We start from the raw sequence: 16,226 nt of genomic DNA, 5'->3' as shown, positions 1-16,226 counted from the left end.
TGGAACACGGAAGGGAGATGGTATCCCCCTAATGGATATTAAAGTTATTAGAGTAGGAGTGAAAAAAGAACATGGCACCTGGATGTTTTTATGGTATTCTTATTCAAAATACCATAAAGATAGAGGTGTCCAGGTGCCATGTGGAATTATTATACCATAATGAGAATATCTTTTGATAAAAAAGCTCTAAGATATCAAATGGTTCAGTATGCCTTAGAAAAAGGTATCAAACCTACTGCTAAGGCTTTTAATACTACCCCTAAAACAGTTAGAAAATGGCTGAATAGATGGAAAGAAAAAGGTATCTCTGGTCTTATTGACCAAAGTAAGGCTCCTAAAAATCCTAAAAGGTATATCACTCAAGAACAAAAAGATTTAGCTATTAAACTTAAAAAAGAATTCCCTTCTTTTGGAGCAAAAAGGTTAAAAAGAGATTTTGCTCTTTCTCTCTCTGAAAAGGCTCTTAGAAAAATTTGGAAAGAGAATGGTCTATTAAAGAAGAGAAGAAGAAAACACAAAACAAAGAGAAACTTAAGAGAGATAAAGAAGAATTGGCCTCTTTTCTCTCAGATAGAGGTTGATACAAAATATTTGGATGATATCCTAGGGTATTTCTGTCAGATGTTCAAAAATTATCTCCCTAAGTATCAATATACAGCACGAGATGTAGTGAGTGGATTACAATTTATTGCCTACTCTTATGAACTCTCCATTGCTTATTCTTCTCTTTTTGCAGAACTTCTTATTCAACATCAATATTCCACCTTCTGCTCATACATACCAATCTGATGTAGAAACAGTCCATAATCTAATAGAAGTTGAGTTTTATGAGCTGGAGAGATTTAATTCTCCTTCCGAGTTACTTTCAAAAGCACATACATATATTCTTTGGTTTAATGCTATCAGGAAGAATAGCTACAAAGAAAACAAGACTCCTTGGGAGATTATTAGGGAAAGAAATCCTGAAATTCCTCCATCTATAATTAACTTTCCTCCTGTGATTCTTGACGAATTATTTTCAAAAAGATTAGAATCTTCTCTAAGGGGATACCATGTTATTCCGCAGCCCTTCCATAAATATAACTAACAATCAAACTTGAAGTTATTCCATCTTTCTTAACAATAAATATTTTATATTATCGTTTATAACAAAAGAAAATATTGAAGAAAGCAAAATTACTACAACTGTATAAATTAAAGGGATTGGTTTTAGCTGTGGAATTCCAAAACTCACCAAAATTGTAACAAAAATAAAATCAAGAATAACTGTAATTAAAAGAGGCTTACTAGGGATTGAATTCCAGAAATGTTTTCTATCTCTTACTACAAATAGCGTAAATATACCAAAATAAAAGAGTATTGCAAAAGAATAAGTTTGCAAAGAATTTAAGTCATTTTCTAAACCAAATTTTTTTAACCCTATGAATAGAATGATAAGAGATTCAACAACTACTAAAACTCCAAGTATTGCTGATGTTTGTATAATGCTTCTTACATTCCATCTATCAGGTTTTTTCGACCATCTGACATTGTCTGTTGAAATAGAAAGGGTTACAAAATCTATAACAAACATTAATAAAATAACATCAAATGCAGATACTATAAATTTTTTAAGTAACAAAAACGCCACAACAACAAAAACAACTATTTGAAAAGTTTTTATTACTTTATTAAAAATCCAGGTTAAAAGTCTTTGATAGATCATTCTTCCTACTTTAATTAAATCTACAATGTTTGACAAACCTTCTTCAGTTAGGACGACGCTTGAAGCGCTTTTTGCAACATCTGTAGCATTGCTTACTGCAATCCCTACTTCTGCTTGTTTTAATGATGGAGCATCATTTATTCCATCGCCAGTCATTCCAACAATATGTCCTTTTTCTTGCAAGCCTTTTACTATATAGAACTTGTCTTGAGGGTAAACCTCTGCAAATACACTACTTTTTTCAATTATATCAAGAGCTTTTTTGGGGTCTTCTTGCAAAACTTCTCTTAAAGCATTTGCATTATAAACTAAACTATCGATTCCAACTTCTTCTGCAATCTCTTTTGCAATGGGCATTGCATCTCCCGTTAACATTTTTAGGGAAATGTGGAGATTCTTAAGCTCCTGAATAAGTTCTTTTGAGTCTTTTCTTGGCATGTCATACAGAGCAACTAATCCAACTATTTTAAAGTCCTCACTATTATTTCCTACTGCAACCGCTAATGTTCTATACCCTCTCTTTGCAAAATTCTCCTCTTTATTAACTAAATAATCATTTACTTCTTTTGTTATTTGAAGAATTATATTTAATGCACCTTTAGTTACTTTGAATGTCTTTCCCTCTTTTACAATTATTGCTTCAGTTCTTCTTGTTTTTGGGTCGAAAGGATAAAAACTCTTTTGAATAAAACCCTCAAAAGAAATATTTCTTTCTTTCGCTGCTTTTAAAATTGCTAAATCTATGGGATCTTGATTTGCCTCTTGTGAAGCTAAAGCACCATAGAGTAAAACATCATTTTCCGAAAAACCTTCCAATGGAATGACTTCAGTAACAGTTAACTTATTCTCGGTAATTGTCCCAGTTTTATCAAAACAAAGTGCATCCATAGTTGCAGCATCTTCAACTGCATTTAACCTTGTCACCAAAACTCCCTTTTTAACAAGTTCCATTGATCCAAAAGCCATACTTATTGTAAACATCGCAGGTAAAGCAACAGGTATAGAAGATGCAAGAAGAACAAGCGCCAAAGAAAGAACTTCAATAAGATTAATACCAATAAAATAAGATACAATAAAAGTAATTAAAAGTGCAACACCAACAATTAAAAGAAGCCCTTGCACAACTTTTGATGTAACTTTTTCTGCATGCAGTTTAGGCCTTGCAATTTGTACAAGTTCCGTTGTTTTTCCAAAGTAAGTTTTAACACCAGTTAACACAACTACTGCAGTACATTCAAGGGATTTAATAATTGATCCTGAATAGATTAAATCTGATACCTTCTTACTAACCGTTAAAGATTCGCCAGTTAATGCAGATTGGTCAACCTCTACTTCTCCTTCTATAATTTTTGAGTCAGCAGGAACAAAATCACCTGCCCTTAACCTAATAATATCTCCAGGTACAAGTTCTTTTGCCTTAATAATTTGCCAAGTTCCATCTCTTAAAACTTTCGCATTTATCTGTAACTTCTCTTTAAGTGTCTCAACTGCATTTTCTGCTTTTTGTTCTTGGAAAAACCCAATAATAGCGTTAAAAACAAGAAGACCAAAAACGATATACATATCTAAGTACTTTTTAAGAATAAAGGACAAAATTATTACAGCTTCAAGCATCCAAGCAGTTAATCCCCAAAATTTTTGGGCAAGCTTTAAAAACGGGTTTTTCTTTACTTCTACAACCTCATTGTAGCCGTAAATCTTAATCCTTTTTTCTACTTCTTCTTTTGTTAGACCATTTTTTAAATCCGTTTTTAGATATGTAACAACTTCATCAATACTTAATTTCTCAAAGTCAACCCTGTCTTCCATTTTGAAAGAGCTTTTATTTAGTTTAAGGATCAAACCAAAATTCTTTATAACATCCTGTGTTAAGAATGCTATAAAAAACGCAAACTAAAACAAAAATAAACTTTTTATGAAAATATTATATCTATTTTGAAAAAAATTGCAAGAGATTCTTATTTTTACTTGGTAAATAGGTAGGGACATAGTTGCTATTATAGTAAATAGTGGTAATGATGTAAAAAAAGTCCTTCTTTCTCTTTATGGCTTGTTTACCAAAAAACTTATATATTTTAAAAGGGGTAACTATGTTTAAAAGGGTTATAGAGGGTCTCCATTTACGGAGACCCTCTATAAAGTTTTAGAACTACTCTACTCCTTCAAATTGATGATCTACATCGGTGCCCTCTGGGTCAGAGTGTCCACCATTGGGAAGGTTCTCGCTTTCTTCTTCCTTAGATAATTCTTGTGGTTCATTTGCTTCCTCTTTTTCTATTGCTTCTTTAGCTTCGTCATTCTTTTCTTCTTCTATGCTATTTTGCTGGCCTTGTGAAGTCTTGTCATCTACAAATTGAGTTGCAGTAGAAGTTGAAGCTACTGAATTCTTACTCACAAAAATGTCTTTACCATAGGAGATTCCTCCTAATAAACCTACTGCGAGCAACCCTATTGCTACAAATAAAACTATACGCTTCATCATCTTTCACCTCCTTTCTCTATCAATTTACAGGCATATTATAGAGGGCAAAGATGAATTTAATATGAAGTTAAAAAGATTAATTTGATTTAGGGAATTGAACCTCTACTATAGTCCCCTTATTAAGGGTACTTTTTATTTTTATCTCTCCATGATGAGCATCAACAATAGCTTTAACTATAGAGAGCCCTAATCCACTTCCACCAATTTTATGAGACCTAGATTTATCAACTCGATAAAATCTCTCAAAGACATGTGGCAGATCCTCAGGGGGAATGCCAATTCCTGTATCAGAGACTATAAGGGAAACAGTTTTAGATGATTGATTTACCTCAATCTTGACTTCTCCATTTTCTTTATTGTAATCAATAGCGTTCTTTAAAAGATTAAAGACAAGCTGTTGAAGTTTTTCTTCATCTCCTAATATTACCGTATTTGGGGATATATAAGTTTTTAGGTTAATATTTTTCTTTTTAGCATAAGGCATCATTCTTTCAACACTTCTTTCTACTAATTGTGAGAACAGAACCCTTGAAAGATTAATCTTATTTTTCTTAGAATCCATATGAGAGAGAGTAAGCAGTTCTTCTACCATTTTCGACATTCTTTCTACTTCTTCTAAGTTACTTCTAATTAAGGTACTAATTTCATCCTTACTAAGTTCTGGCTCCCTCAATGCCACTTCCAATTCTGTTTTCATAATAGCTAAGGGTGTACGAAGTTCGTGAGCAGCATCTGAGGTAAAACGCATTTCTCTTTCTAAAGTTTCCTTAATAGGTCTCAATGTAATTCCGGAGAGTATGAAGCTTATTATCCCAATTACCAAGATTGCTGAACCATTTATAGTTATAAGAGTTATTTTAAGGCGAGTTAAATTTTTTCTATAATGAAGTGCTGTTCCTCATCAGTGAAGTTACCTTCTATGTCTTCTCCTATTGTTCTTGAATAATTATAGTATAAGGCAATACTAAAAGAAAAAAGAATTAATATTGTTATTACCAAATAAAAAAGAGTAAGCTTAAGCCTGGCACGTTCAAAAATATTAGCCTTTAAGCCTGTAACCCATTCCTCTAATTGTCTGGAGAATTTTATTCCCATTCTCTGTATCTATTTTCTTCCTTAAATTTTTAATGTGAACGTCTACTACATTACTAAAAGATTCAGAATCATAATCCCATACGTGTGCTAATATCTGTTCTCTACTTACAATTTTATTCACATTCCTCATAAGATACTCCAAAATAGCAAATTCTTTACTTGTAAGAAAGATTTCTTTATCTCCTTTGAACACTCTTCTTGATGATGTATCAAGGGTTAAGTCGCCTACCTTCAATATTTCTGGGACTAACTGTTTGGGTCTACGTAAAAGAGCCCTTATTCTGGCAAGCAATTCATCGAAAGCGAAGGGTTTAACAAGATAGTCATCTGCACCACTGTCTAATCCTAAGACCTTATCCTCAATCTTATCTTTGGCTGTAAGCATTAAGATAGGGGTAGTAATGCCTTTCTTTCTAACTTCCTTACAGATAGCAATTCCATCTTTTTTGGGAAGCATTATATCAAGGATTACTAAATCATAGTCTTCGGAACCTGTCTCTATAAAATATTGGGCTTCTTCCCCATCAAAAGCACAGTCTACTGCAAACCCTTCTCTTTCTAAACCCTTTTTAATTGCTAATGCCAATTTCTTTTCATCTTCCACAATCAGAATACGCATGTTATTATTATACTATATCAAAAATGAAGAAAAAATGAAGTTTTATTTGAAAATCCAGAAAAAAGATTATTCGCCTAATGTGGATACTATGTTATTTTGCGGACCTCTACCATCTCCCTTCCGTATTCCAATGGTAGAGAGAATTATACAATATCTATTTCCAATATCCTATCTATTCTAAAAACTCTATCTTCCTTCCTCTCATGGCAATAGGCAGAAACACCTAAAAATTTCTTCTTATTATATTCAAATTCTCCTATTTCATATGGCTTAATAATTCTTCTTGATTTTTCATCATTAGGCTTTAAATATGTAATGGATAAAAGCTTATTCTCTTTTATTGCCTTCTCAATTATCTTTATCTTTTCTTCTAAGGGAATATCTCTTTCCGAAAGTTTATACTGAAAATTTGTTAGAAAATTTACAATTCTTTTGTCCAAGAGAATATAGCTTTTCTTTACAGGTTTTTTAAGGATAATTCCTTCAAAAGAGGTGCACCTACTAAGGGCAACATATAGTTGACCTGGAGCAAAAACTCCCCTCTCAAGATCAATAACTACTTTATCAAAGGTTTTTCCTTGACTTTTATGAATGGTAACTGCCCAGGCAAGCCTTAAAGGATATTGGGTAAAGGATCCCACAACCTCTGTCTCAATCATCTTTATATCATCATTGTATCTATAGTGAAATATTTCCCAAGTAAAGGGATATACCTCTTCAACCCTATTATCGGGAAATTGGACCTTTATTATATCAAATTCATAATTTTTTGACCTTTTTATATCCACAACTTTCCCAATACTTCCATTCACCCATCTTCCTTTACTATCATTATTTAGCATCATTACTTGGGCTCCCTTTTTCAAATAAAGAATTGCATCAGTAGGGTAGGAATTCTCATCAAACTCTCCTTCTATATATGCATTCCACTCATATAATTTCCCCTTTAAGGAATTTAGCTTTTCCATGTTTATTTTATTTGCAGTTTCATTTAAAGGAGTAAGATAAACAGTATAATCAGAATCTTCAAAATTTTCTCTTACTCTGCTATTCAATAATTTTAGGCTTTCCTCAATTATGGTGTTGTTTCTAATTTCGTTAAGAAGATTTATAAATTTCTCATCTCTTTGCCTATAAACCTTCTCCAATTCAATGAATTCTACAGGGAGATCTTTAAATACATCAGAATCAAAAAAATATTGACTTTTATATCTTTTTGTAAAAAGTTCTTTTTCCTTTGATGTAACCACAGGAGGAAGCTGATATAGATCTCCAATAAAGATCATTTGGATTCCACCAAAGGGCTTACTCTTACTTTTTCCATTTAATCTCAAAAAGTAATCTACACAATCCAAAAGATCTGCCCTCACCATAGAGATCTCATCAATAACAATAGTATCTATCTCTTTGTAAATTTTTGCCTCTTTATCTTTAAGCTTTCTTATACTCTGCAAAGTTACATTGGGCTTAAATCCAAAAAAAGAGTGAATGGTCTCTCCATTAACATTTAGGGCAGAAACCCCTGTAGGAGCCAAAACTACAATATTTTTCTTTGTAATAGACCGAAAGTAATTTAAAAGGGTAGACTTTCCTGTTCCTGCCTTTCCTGTTATAAAGACATTTTTATTTGTATTTTCCATTAAATCTAAAGCTTTTTTAAACTGCTCATTAAATTCAATATCAATCATATTTTTATTAATATCCTTAGAAAGTTTTCTATTATATTATATTATATTCTTTCTACAACTTCTTCAAAAAAAACTTCATCTATCGGGGCAAATAGGTATGGACATAGGTACCAGTACAGTAACAATAGTAGTAATCATATAAAAAGCCTTCTTTCTCTTTATGGTTTGTTTACTAAAAACTTGTCTATATTCCTTCAGGTGACAATCATGTCTATACCAAGTGCGGTTAACAATTTGAATATACTTGGGACACTTCAAAGTTTCAGAATGAGGATTATCTAAATATTTAGCAAAGTACCCATGGCGGAGAATTTAGTGATGTGGCTAACTCTATTCAACAAACAAAAGATGGTGGTTATGTGGTAGCTTGATATATGTTTTCCTTAAATTTAGGAGATGCTGATGTATATGTAATAAAGCTTGACGAGAATGGAAATACAGGACCTTATCCCCGATAAAATATGACTTAAGATAAAGAGGCGGGGGCAAGAAGGGCACTTGGTATGGACATAGTTACCACCCTTTAGAAATATAGATAAATTCTTAGTAAACAAACCATAAAGGGATAGAAGGTCCTCTAAAAGTATCACTGGAAATTCTAAAACATGAGGATGAACCAAAAACATCGTTGATCTTAACTTTTCATAGGGTGTTTTTCCTTCCATTCCTATCCCAAAACTTGGTTTTGCTATGTTCCATGTGTCTTGCCATCTCTGTGCTTTCATTAAAAATTCTGCCTCATTTCTGCATCTCTCTGCATGTATTCCTAAGAAATATTCATCATCCTGCCTATGAGAATTCTCTATTATCCCCATTAAGTGTTTTGCTCCAGGAGGAATTGGCTTTAACTCCACATTCAGAAAACTCAATAGCTCATTCCATTCTCTCAACTTTCTCTCACTCCCCGAACAAAATTCCTCTCCATTATCCAATCTGATATTTATTTTATGCCTAACATTATGAGCTCTCAACCATAGAACAACAAAAAGGATAAAGGAAAAACCAAAAGTAGAGTTACGCTCATAAGAATATGCAGTAAACCTTATTCTTGTCTTTGCATCAATTATGTTCCACTCATATTTTGGTAAACAATATTTTCTCATGTGCTCATAAACATGATGAGGGAGAGAACTTTTATCTAAAAGATATTTAGTATCAAGTTGAAGTTCTTCAAAAGGTGAAAGTTTTTCATAATCATAGAGGTGTCTTCCTGACTTTTTCCTTTTTCTCTTTTCCTTTTTGAAGTTATTTCTCTTAAGGATAGCCTTGATGGTGTTTTCTTTGATAGGGATGGAATATTTCCTTTGTATGAAAGCCATAAGTCTTCTATAGGAGAAGCCAGTTTCTTTAGCAGTATTAAGGACAAGTTCTTCCACATGAGGAGGAGTTTTCTTAGGGGAGGATTTAGGTCTTCTTGATATATCAGAGAGGGGACCATTAATTGCTCTTCTAACAGTTTTTCTTGAGGTATTAAGTATTTTAGCAGTTTTAGAGACATTACAATTATTTTCGATATATACTTTTCTCACAATTTCTCTTGCTTTCTCAGGTGCAATTTTTCTAAGTTCATGGTAAGATAAGATCATAGGCTGCACCCTCCTTCTTGGAAAGGATTAAGTTTTCTAAAGAAAGGGAGCCTTAATTTCTTAATTATACCAAGAAGAAGGAGTGCAGCCTCAATTCTTTCTATCTTTTTATCTTTCTCCATTCCTTTCTCCTCTACCTCATTACTACTATTATTACTATACTGGTACCTATGTCCATACCTATTTGCCGGCGGGGGCAAGAAGAAACTTGCTCCCCCCTTTTTAGGGGTTGTATAATTTTTAATAATTAAGTTTGGGAGGAAAAAGAATGAGAATAGGAAGTTCTACTTACTCTTTTAAAAGGTTTGATTATGGAAATCCTGAGGAGAAATCTCTAAAATTAGAAGATATGATATCCTTGTCCTATAAATATGGATTAGATGGACTTGAAATTTTAGCAGTACAAATGGAATCTTTTGAGGATGATTATGTTAACAGAATTAAAAGACTTTGTGTAGAGCATTCTTTAGATATTTATGCTTTTTCCATTCATAATAATTTTGTTAAGCCCGATAAAGAAGAAAGGAAAAAAGAGGTAGAAAAAGTAAAAGAATTAATAAAAGTGGGATATAAATTAGGTGCACCAATAGTTAGGATTTTTGGAGGAAGATGGGGAACCATAAAAAGTTTCACAGAACTTATGGCTAAAAGAGGGAAAGAACCTGCATTAGAGGGATATACCTATGAAGAGGGTATGGAATGGAATATAGAAGCATTTAGAGAATGTGTGGAATTTGCAAAGGAATATGGTATTATCTTGGCTGTAGAAAACCACTGGGGACTTACATACTCTGCAGATGGGGTATTAGATATATTAAAAGGGGTAAACAGTGAATGGCTTAAGGTAACATTAGATTGTGGAAACTTTTTAGATGACACATATGAACAATTGGAAAAGCTTGCACCCTATACAGTACTTGTTCATGCAAAAACCTATTTTGGTGGTGGCATTTTTTATGACTTTAATTTAAATCCTGACTATGTAAGAATCTTGAGAATATTAAAAAATGTAGGTTATAAAGGATATTTATCTATAGAATTTGAAGGGAAAGCAAACTATGAGGATGGAATTTTGGCAAGTATTAAGCTTCTTTCTCAAGCTATAAAAATTTCGTAGGAGGTATCTATATGTTTTTTTATATTTTTCTTTTTGTCTTTTTGGTAAAGGAAATATGGGAGTTAGTTCTTGATGTGTGGAATAAAAACTATGCTACTTCTCCTAATGCCAAGATTCCAGAAATTTTTAAAGATATAATAACAGAAGAGGATTTTGAAAAGTCCAAAAAATATTTGATAGATAGAACAAATTTAGGAGTAATATCTCATATTGTGGACATAATTTTGTCTGTTGTGCTCATTATTTGGGGATATCCATATTTTGAAAAGCTTGTTTCTTCCCTTACTAGTTCATATATTTTACAAGGTCTTTTGTTCTTTGGCATCTTAGGATTAATAAATCTTATTATATCTATTCCATTTGATGTATACTCTACCTTTGTAATAGAAGAAAAATACGGGTTTAATACTACCACTCCTAAAACTTTTATTACTGATATAATTAAGTCTATATTAGTAGCCATAATATTAGGCGTACCTTTGCTTTCTTTTCTACTTTGGATTATAGAAACAGATCCTAATTGGTGGTGGAAGTTTGCCCTTGTAGTAATAGTTTTTGAGATATTTATATCATGGCTTTATCCTATGATAATAGCTCCTTTATTCAATAAGTTTTATCCATTGGAGGACCAAGAGTTAAAGGAGAAAATCCTTTCTCTTTTAGAAAAGGCTCACTTTAAAATATCAAAGGTTTTTGTTATGGATGCATCAAGAAGAACAAAGAGGGTGAATGCCTATCTTACAGGAATTGGGAATTCAAGAAGAGTTGTACTTTTCGATACCATATTGAGCTATAGTCATGAGGAGATTTTGGCAGTTCTTGCCCATGAATTGGGACATAATGTAAAAAAACATATTCCTAAGATTATTATTTTAAGCTCCCTATTTTATACTGCCTATATTTATTTTGTATATTTTCTCTATAAGTCTCCATTAATTTCTCAAGCCTTTTCAGTAGAGAAAAACTTTACACTTATTGTTTATTCCTTTATTTTTGTATCATCTATTGCCTATTTCATTTCTCCTATTATAAATGCTATATCCCGAAAATTTGAGTACGAGGCAGATAGATTTTCTAAGGAGCTTCTTGGAACCCCTAAACCTTTAATAAGTGCTCTAAAAAGATTAGTAAAAGAAAATTTATCAAATCTAAATCCTCTTCCCCTTTATAGAACATGGTATTATTCTCATCCAGCACCTGAAGAAAGGATATTAGCTCTGAGGGGATAAAAACTATCCCCTCAGGCCTGTTAATGTTATTCCTTATACAAAAAACCTTATGAAAAGTTAAGGTCAATGATAATTTGGTTCATCCTCATGTTTTAGAATTTCCAGTGATACTTTTAGAGGACCTTCTATCTCTTTATGGTTTGTTTACTAAGAATTTATCTATATTTCTCAAGGGTGGTAACTATGTCCATATCAAATAATTATTTTATTGTATTAAAGAATGCTTAGAATATATCATAATCAATATAAACTCTTAATAAATTAAACTTGATAAAAAACTTTTGTGTATAAGATTTGTAGTTAAAAAACAGAAAGTTCTAATAATTTAAAAAATGTGGTATATTTCAATTATTTGTATTTTTCCTGCAGTAAGGATAACAATTAATTAATCTTAAAAATTCCTACAAGATAAAAAACTAAGTTTTTCATATTTTAATTATAATAATTTTTATTCGATTTAGCATATTAATTGTGGTAACATTTCATCAATTTATCAGAATATGTTATTTAAAAAACTTAAAATTGAAAAAGTAGATAATAAAAAAAAGAATCATAATCAATAAACTATAAAAATTTCCTCTTAGAATGCATAATCATAATTAAAAGTAAGGGGAATATTAAATACTTCCCCATTGAATTAATTATTTTATTATCCTTTTATTGCCCCCTCCGTTAGACCTTTAATTAGATATTTTTGAATAAACATAAAAATTATAATTACAGGTAAACCAGTTATAACACCTCCAGCAGTTAACAAATCCCATCTTATAATATATTCTCCCATAAAGGTATGCAAACCTACAGGAATAGTTCTAGCCCTAATATCTGAAGTAAAGGTAAGGGCATATAAAAATTCATTCCAAGAATAAATGAATATATAAATAGTAGCAGCAATTAGCCCAGGAGCAGCGACAGGTATAATCACATATCTTAAAACTCCTAATTTATTACACCCATCTATTTGAGCAGCCTCATCTAATTCTTTTGGAATAGAATTCAAAAATCCTGTAATCATCCAAGTTGAGAAAGGGACAGCAAAGGTACTATGAGCTAATATTAAAGAAAAAGGTGAATTTAGGACTCCTATATTTCTCATAACCAAAAACAATGGGATTGCAAGTAAAATAGCAGGAAACATTTGAGTAATTAAAAAAATAAAGGAAAGTGGTGTTTTACCTTTAAATTCAAATCTCGAAAAGCTATAAGAGGCAAGAATTGCTACAAATAGTGCAATAATCACGGTAAATACAGCAACAATAATACTATTTTTCATGTATATCAGAAATGGTGTAGTTTGAAGAAGTAATTTATATCCTTCGAAAGTAGGTTTAGAAGGAAAATATTTTAAAGGGAAAGTATATAGTTCTTCTGGAGATTTGAGTGATGTAATAAACATCCACATATAGGGAGCTAATATAAATAATAACCATATAAAAATTAGACAATACTTTAAAAATTTTCCCTTCTTCAATATATACTCCCTCCCTTTCTTAACAGTCTCAAATAGAAAGATATAATAACTATAAGAAATATTCCTTGTAGTATAGCTATAGCAGAAGCATATCCAAAATTCAACTGTTTGTATGCTATATGATAAGACATCAATGGTAGTATTAAACTACTCGAACCAGGCCCTCCATCTGTCATTATAAGAATTAAATCCATGTGATTAGCAGTCCATATAATCCTAAGCATAGTTGTAATTAACACTGTAGGAAGAATAAGAGGCCAAGTTATATTAGTAAAAATTTTAAATGAGCTTGCTCCATCAATTTTTGCAGCCTCATAAAGTTCTTCAGGAATAGCATCCATAGCAGCCAAAAGCATAACAGCAAAAAAGGGAATTCCTCTCCATATATCTGCTATCATAACAGATGGAAGAGCAGTATTTTTTTGTGCCAACCAGGGGATATATTTTGATATTATACCTAATTTTAATAGAACATCATTTATTATTCCATAATTACCATCTAACATCCAAATCCACATAATGGCTATTAAAATACTTGGAGTAACCCATGGTATAAGAGATAAACCTCTTACAATAGATCTTCCTTTAAAATTTTGTTTTAGAATAAGAGCCCCAAATAACCCACCTAAAAATTGAAAAAAAACCACTCCTATAGTCCATATAAGAGAATTCTTCAAAGCAGTTATAAAAAGTTGATCTCTAAAAATTTTTACATAATTGTCAAACCCCACATATTCAACAATAAAAGGTTTTAAAGGATTATAACTATGAAAACTTAACCAGATAGCTCTAAAAACAGGATAAGCAACAATTCCTAAAATGAGTATTAATGCAGGTAAAAGAAGGAGAAAAGGGAAAACCCTTTTCTCCCATTTATAAATCAAATTACTTTTTTCTAAGAGCATTAGCGATCTCCTCCATCATTTCCTTAGATGTGATTTCTCCAAGTAGTGCCTTTTGCATTAAATTCTGCCATAATTGAGCACTTATATATCCAACTCCCGGCAGAGGAGGCCATGCTATTGCATATTTTGCTTGATCTAAAGAAACCTTGAAAAATATATTATTCTTATAATATGGCATTGATGCAACAGATTTTAAAACAGGTAATTGTCCTTGACGTGAACGACACCATTTATCCATCTGATCTTTCTCTGTTAGCCAGCTAATGAATTTAAAGGCTGCTTCTTTATTTTTAGAACCTGAGAATATCACATTACCACTCATTGTCATCATAGTTGCTGGTTTCTTAGGATCAGCTGAAGGCATAGGAACGACACCTACTTTATCTTCCCCCAATTTCTGAGTAACTAAAACTGATGAACCAACATGATGCGCCATCATTGCAGTAATTCCTGCTTGAAATGCCCCTAAAATCTGAGCATATGCATCAGTAGGTGCAGATGGTGGTGCAACTTTATGAACTCTATATAGATCTATGTACCATTGATTTGCTAAAATTGCTTCAGGGGAATCAGCAATAACTTTACCATTCTTGTCTACTAATCTTGCCCCTTGAGCTACTATAAATGCTAACCATTGATCTTGCCCTCCAGCACCACCTCTTAGACCAAAACCATATTGATTCTTTGACGGGTCAGTTAATTTTTTTGCTGCATCTAAAAATTTATTTAAATCTGTAGGTGGTGGTAAATTTTTCTCTTTAAACCAATCTTTTCTATAATATAAGTAGAAAGTAATAAACTGGTGTGGCATCATATAAATAGGACTTTTAGAATGTATTTTTCCTGTATTCCAAAGATTTGCTATTACATCCTTATATCCACTCCAATTCTTTAAATAATTATCTAAAGGTTCTAAAGCTCCAGCATCAACAAAAGCCCCTAACCACCAATCTTTAAATCTTGCACAATCTGGCGCGGTACCAGCTCCTACAGCGGTTACCAGTTTATCATAATATTGAGCTAATGGTATTAATTCATATTCTACTTGAATATCTGGATTTTGGGAATTAAATTGCTTAACTAAATCTGGAAACATAGGATCTGTAGGATCATCAAGCCACAACCAATATTTTATTATAGTCTTTTTTTGTCCTTGAATGGGTGAAACTAAAAGAATCAAAATTAAGATTAAAATTGAAAATATATATACTCTTGAGTTTTTAAACATCACAATACACCTCCCTATTTCTCAATCTATGGTAAAGAAATTTCTAAAAATTAATTAACATATACACCTCCTTTCAGTATCATTTTTATATTTTAATAATCTTTCATAAACATCAATAAAATGTTCTTTTAAAATTGATTTTGTCTTTTCATAATCCTTATTCTTAATATGGTTTAACATACTCATATGGTAATTAATCACTGCATCCTGATTAGCTGAATATAACAAGGGCTCATCTAAATGTTCAAATAATTTCCAAAAAATATCTAAGATTTTAATCACTATTTGATTTTTAATTCTTCTAAAAAGAATTCTATGAAACATCATATCTTCTTTTATAAAAGGTTTTCCTTGTTCTAATTTACTTTTCATAATATTTATAATATTTCCAAGCTCATCTAAATCCTTTTCTCTAAGAGATTCTAAAGCTTCCTCTAAAAAGGAAAGTTCAAGTACCTCTCTAATTTGCAACAAATCAAAAATACTATTAGTGTCAAACTGCAAACTATAGGCTAAATTCCCAGCCAAAGCATCAAAATTAAAGGAATTAACATACCAGCCGCTACCATGCTGAGATGTTAAAATTCCAACACCTTCTAATGCTCTTAAAGCTTCCCTAATTGTACTTCTGCTCACTCCAAATTCTTTAGAGAGTTGCACTTCACTAGGAAGTTTATCTCCGGGGGAAAATTTTTTATTAATGATATAATTTTTAATTTGTTCTTGAAGGAACATCTGAACATCTATTGAAGGTACTTTTTTAAATATTTTTTCCTTCTTTCGTCCCATATTCAATCTACTCGATAAGTTATTAGATGTCATACATCAAACAATTATTTATAGTTTAGCAGTTAATTACATAATTGTCAACTATAATATTTGGACTGATCTGTAATCATTTTTAATCACCCCCAATCATAAGCACAATTCTTCCTTTCTTGCTTATCTTTAACCTCAATCTTAATATCTCAATTATTCTTAAGGCAAAATTTATGAAGCTTATTATTCCTCTCTTTAATTCCTCTTTTAATAACTTTATTCTATGCTCTCCCTTCTCTATTTTTGATGTTAAGTAAATAACTAACAATGCTCCCATAAATA

At 31.6% G+C, this 16,226-nt stretch carries 15 protein-coding genes and 1 pseudogene; 4 read left to right on the top strand and 12 right to left on the bottom strand.

Going from position 1 to position 16,226, the window contains the following annotated elements; translation table 11 throughout:
* Positions 1-138: 138 nt before the first annotated feature.
* Positions 139-789 (top strand): hypothetical protein, encoded by a 651-nt coding sequence (locus CBR30_08865; protein PMQ00874.1) that lies wholly within the window; start codon positions 139-141, stop codon positions 787-789.
* Positions 713-1,087: a hypothetical protein gene (locus CBR30_08860; protein PMQ00873.1), complete on the top strand. Its 375-nt coding sequence runs from the start codon at positions 713-715 to the stop codon at positions 1,085-1,087. Before CBR30_08865 ends, CBR30_08860 begins: the two co-directional genes overlap by 77 nt.
* A gap of 15 nt (positions 1,088-1,102) precedes the next feature.
* Here the strand turns inward: CBR30_08860 and CBR30_08855 are convergent, their stop codons facing one another.
* From CBR30_08855 to CBR30_08825, 7 genes and pseudogenes are all read right to left on the bottom strand, one after another.
* Entirely contained in the window at positions 1,103-3,514 is a 2,412-nt protein-coding gene (locus CBR30_08855; protein PMQ00888.1) for a plasma-membrane proton-efflux P-type ATPase, read from the bottom strand.
* A gap of 340 nt (positions 3,515-3,854) precedes the next feature.
* A complete protein-coding gene (locus CBR30_08850) occupies positions 3,855-4,184 on the bottom strand; it encodes a hypothetical protein (protein ID PMQ00872.1) in 330 nt (109 codons plus the stop codon).
* Positions 4,185-4,263: 79 nt separating this feature from the next.
* Positions 4,264-5,282, bottom strand: a pseudogene (locus CBR30_08845) (hypothetical protein).
* On the bottom strand, positions 5,227-5,901 hold the full coding sequence (locus CBR30_08840; protein PMQ00871.1) for a DNA-binding response regulator: 675 nt from the start codon (positions 5,899-5,901) through the stop codon (positions 5,227-5,229). Before CBR30_08840 ends, CBR30_08845 begins: the two are co-directional and overlap by 56 nt.
* Positions 5,902-6,044: 143 nt before the next feature.
* On the bottom strand, positions 6,045-7,589 hold the full coding sequence (locus CBR30_08835; GenBank protein PMQ00870.1) for an AAA family ATPase: 1,545 nt from the start codon (positions 7,587-7,589) through the stop codon (positions 6,045-6,047).
* Positions 7,590-7,978: 389 nt separating this feature from the next.
* A complete protein-coding gene (locus tag CBR30_08830) occupies positions 7,979-9,175 on the bottom strand; it encodes an IS481 family transposase (protein PMQ00869.1) in 1,197 nt (398 codons plus the stop codon).
* The gene (locus CBR30_08825; GenBank protein ID PMQ00868.1) at positions 9,172-9,375 is read right to left on the bottom strand and encodes a hypothetical protein; all 204 of its coding nucleotides are present in this window, start codon (positions 9,373-9,375) and stop codon (positions 9,172-9,174) included. The genes CBR30_08830 and CBR30_08825 overlap by 4 nt, the downstream gene beginning before the upstream one ends.
* Positions 9,376-9,443: 68 nt before the next feature.
* On the opposite strand from CBR30_08825, the gene CBR30_08820 reads away from it, so the two are divergent.
* Together CBR30_08820 and CBR30_08815 are read left to right on the top strand one after the other, a co-directional pair.
* Positions 9,444-10,292 carry a xylose isomerase gene (locus CBR30_08820; GenBank protein PMQ00867.1) on the top strand — a complete coding sequence of 283 codons (849 nt, stop codon included), beginning with the start codon at positions 9,444-9,446 and terminating at the stop codon, positions 10,290-10,292.
* Positions 10,293-10,303: 11 nt separating this feature from the next.
* A complete protein-coding gene (locus CBR30_08815; GenBank protein ID PMQ00866.1) occupies positions 10,304-11,521 on the top strand; it encodes a peptidase in 1,218 nt (405 codons plus the stop codon).
* Between the two features lie 649 nt (positions 11,522-12,170).
* On the opposite strand, the gene CBR30_08810 is transcribed toward CBR30_08815, so the two are convergent.
* The 5 genes from CBR30_08810 to CBR30_08790 all read right to left on the bottom strand — a co-directional run.
* Complete coding sequence (locus CBR30_08810) at positions 12,171-12,923, bottom strand: sugar ABC transporter permease (GenBank protein PMQ00887.1); 753 nt, start codon at positions 12,921-12,923, stop codon at positions 12,171-12,173.
* 65 nt (positions 12,924-12,988) lie between these two features.
* Positions 12,989-13,897, bottom strand: coding sequence for a sugar ABC transporter permease (locus tag CBR30_08805; GenBank protein PMQ00865.1), 909 nt, complete (start codon positions 13,895-13,897; stop codon positions 12,989-12,991).
* Positions 13,878-15,125, bottom strand: coding sequence for a sugar ABC transporter substrate-binding protein (locus CBR30_08800; protein PMQ00864.1), 1,248 nt, complete (start codon positions 15,123-15,125; stop codon positions 13,878-13,880). Before CBR30_08800 ends, CBR30_08805 begins: the two co-directional genes overlap by 20 nt.
* Before the next feature lie 54 nt (positions 15,126-15,179).
* Entirely contained in the window at positions 15,180-15,947 is a 768-nt protein-coding gene (locus CBR30_08795; protein PMQ00863.1) for a hypothetical protein, read from the bottom strand.
* Positions 15,948-16,026: 79 nt separating this feature from the next.
* Positions 16,027-16,226, bottom strand: a 200-nt coding sequence (locus CBR30_08790; GenBank protein PMQ00862.1) for a hypothetical protein, incomplete at its 5' end; no start/stop codon positions are given.

This window comes from Dictyoglomus sp. NZ13-RE01, assembly GCA_002878375.1.
Classification (GTDB): domain Bacteria; phylum Dictyoglomota; class Dictyoglomia; order Dictyoglomales; family Dictyoglomaceae; genus NZ13-RE01.
The sequence above is the reverse complement of the archived record's forward strand: the minus strand, read 5'-3'. Positions and strand labels throughout refer to the sequence as shown.

Bases quoted from the DNA above. Each gene is read 5' to 3' on its own strand.
- CBR30_08840 (PMQ00871.1), bottom strand. From the start codon at position 5,901: ATGCGTATTCTGATTGTGGAAGATGAAAAGAAATTGGCATTAGCAATT.
- CBR30_08810 (PMQ00887.1), bottom strand. From the start codon at position 12,923: ATGTGGATGTTTATTACATCACTCAAATCTCCAGAAGAACTATATACT.
- CBR30_08795 (PMQ00863.1), bottom strand. From the start codon at position 15,947: ATGACATCTAATAACTTATCGAGTAGATTGAATATGGGACGAAAGAAG.
- CBR30_08800 (PMQ00864.1), bottom strand. From the start codon at position 15,125: ATGTTTAAAAACTCAAGAGTATATATATTTTCAATTTTAATCTTAATT.
- CBR30_08865 (PMQ00874.1), top strand. From the start codon at position 139: ATGTGGAATTATTATACCATAATGAGAATATCTTTTGATAAAAAAGCT.
- CBR30_08815 (PMQ00866.1), top strand. From the start codon at position 10,304: ATGTTTTTTTATATTTTTCTTTTTGTCTTTTTGGTAAAGGAAATATGG.
- CBR30_08855 (PMQ00888.1), bottom strand. From the start codon at position 3,514: ATGGAAGACAGGGTTGACTTTGAGAAATTAAGTATTGATGAAGTTGTT.
- CBR30_08820 (PMQ00867.1), top strand. From the start codon at position 9,444: ATGAGAATAGGAAGTTCTACTTACTCTTTTAAAAGGTTTGATTATGGA.
- CBR30_08805 (PMQ00865.1), bottom strand. From the start codon at position 13,897: ATGCTCTTAGAAAAAAGTAATTTGATTTATAAATGGGAGAAAAGGGTT.
- CBR30_08850 (PMQ00872.1), bottom strand. From the start codon at position 4,184: ATGAAGCGTATAGTTTTATTTGTAGCAATAGGGTTGCTCGCAGTAGGT.
- CBR30_08830 (PMQ00869.1), bottom strand. From the start codon at position 9,175: ATGATCTTATCTTACCATGAACTTAGAAAAATTGCACCTGAGAAAGCA.
- CBR30_08835 (PMQ00870.1), bottom strand. From the start codon at position 7,589: ATGATTGATATTGAATTTAATGAGCAGTTTAAAAAAGCTTTAGATTTA.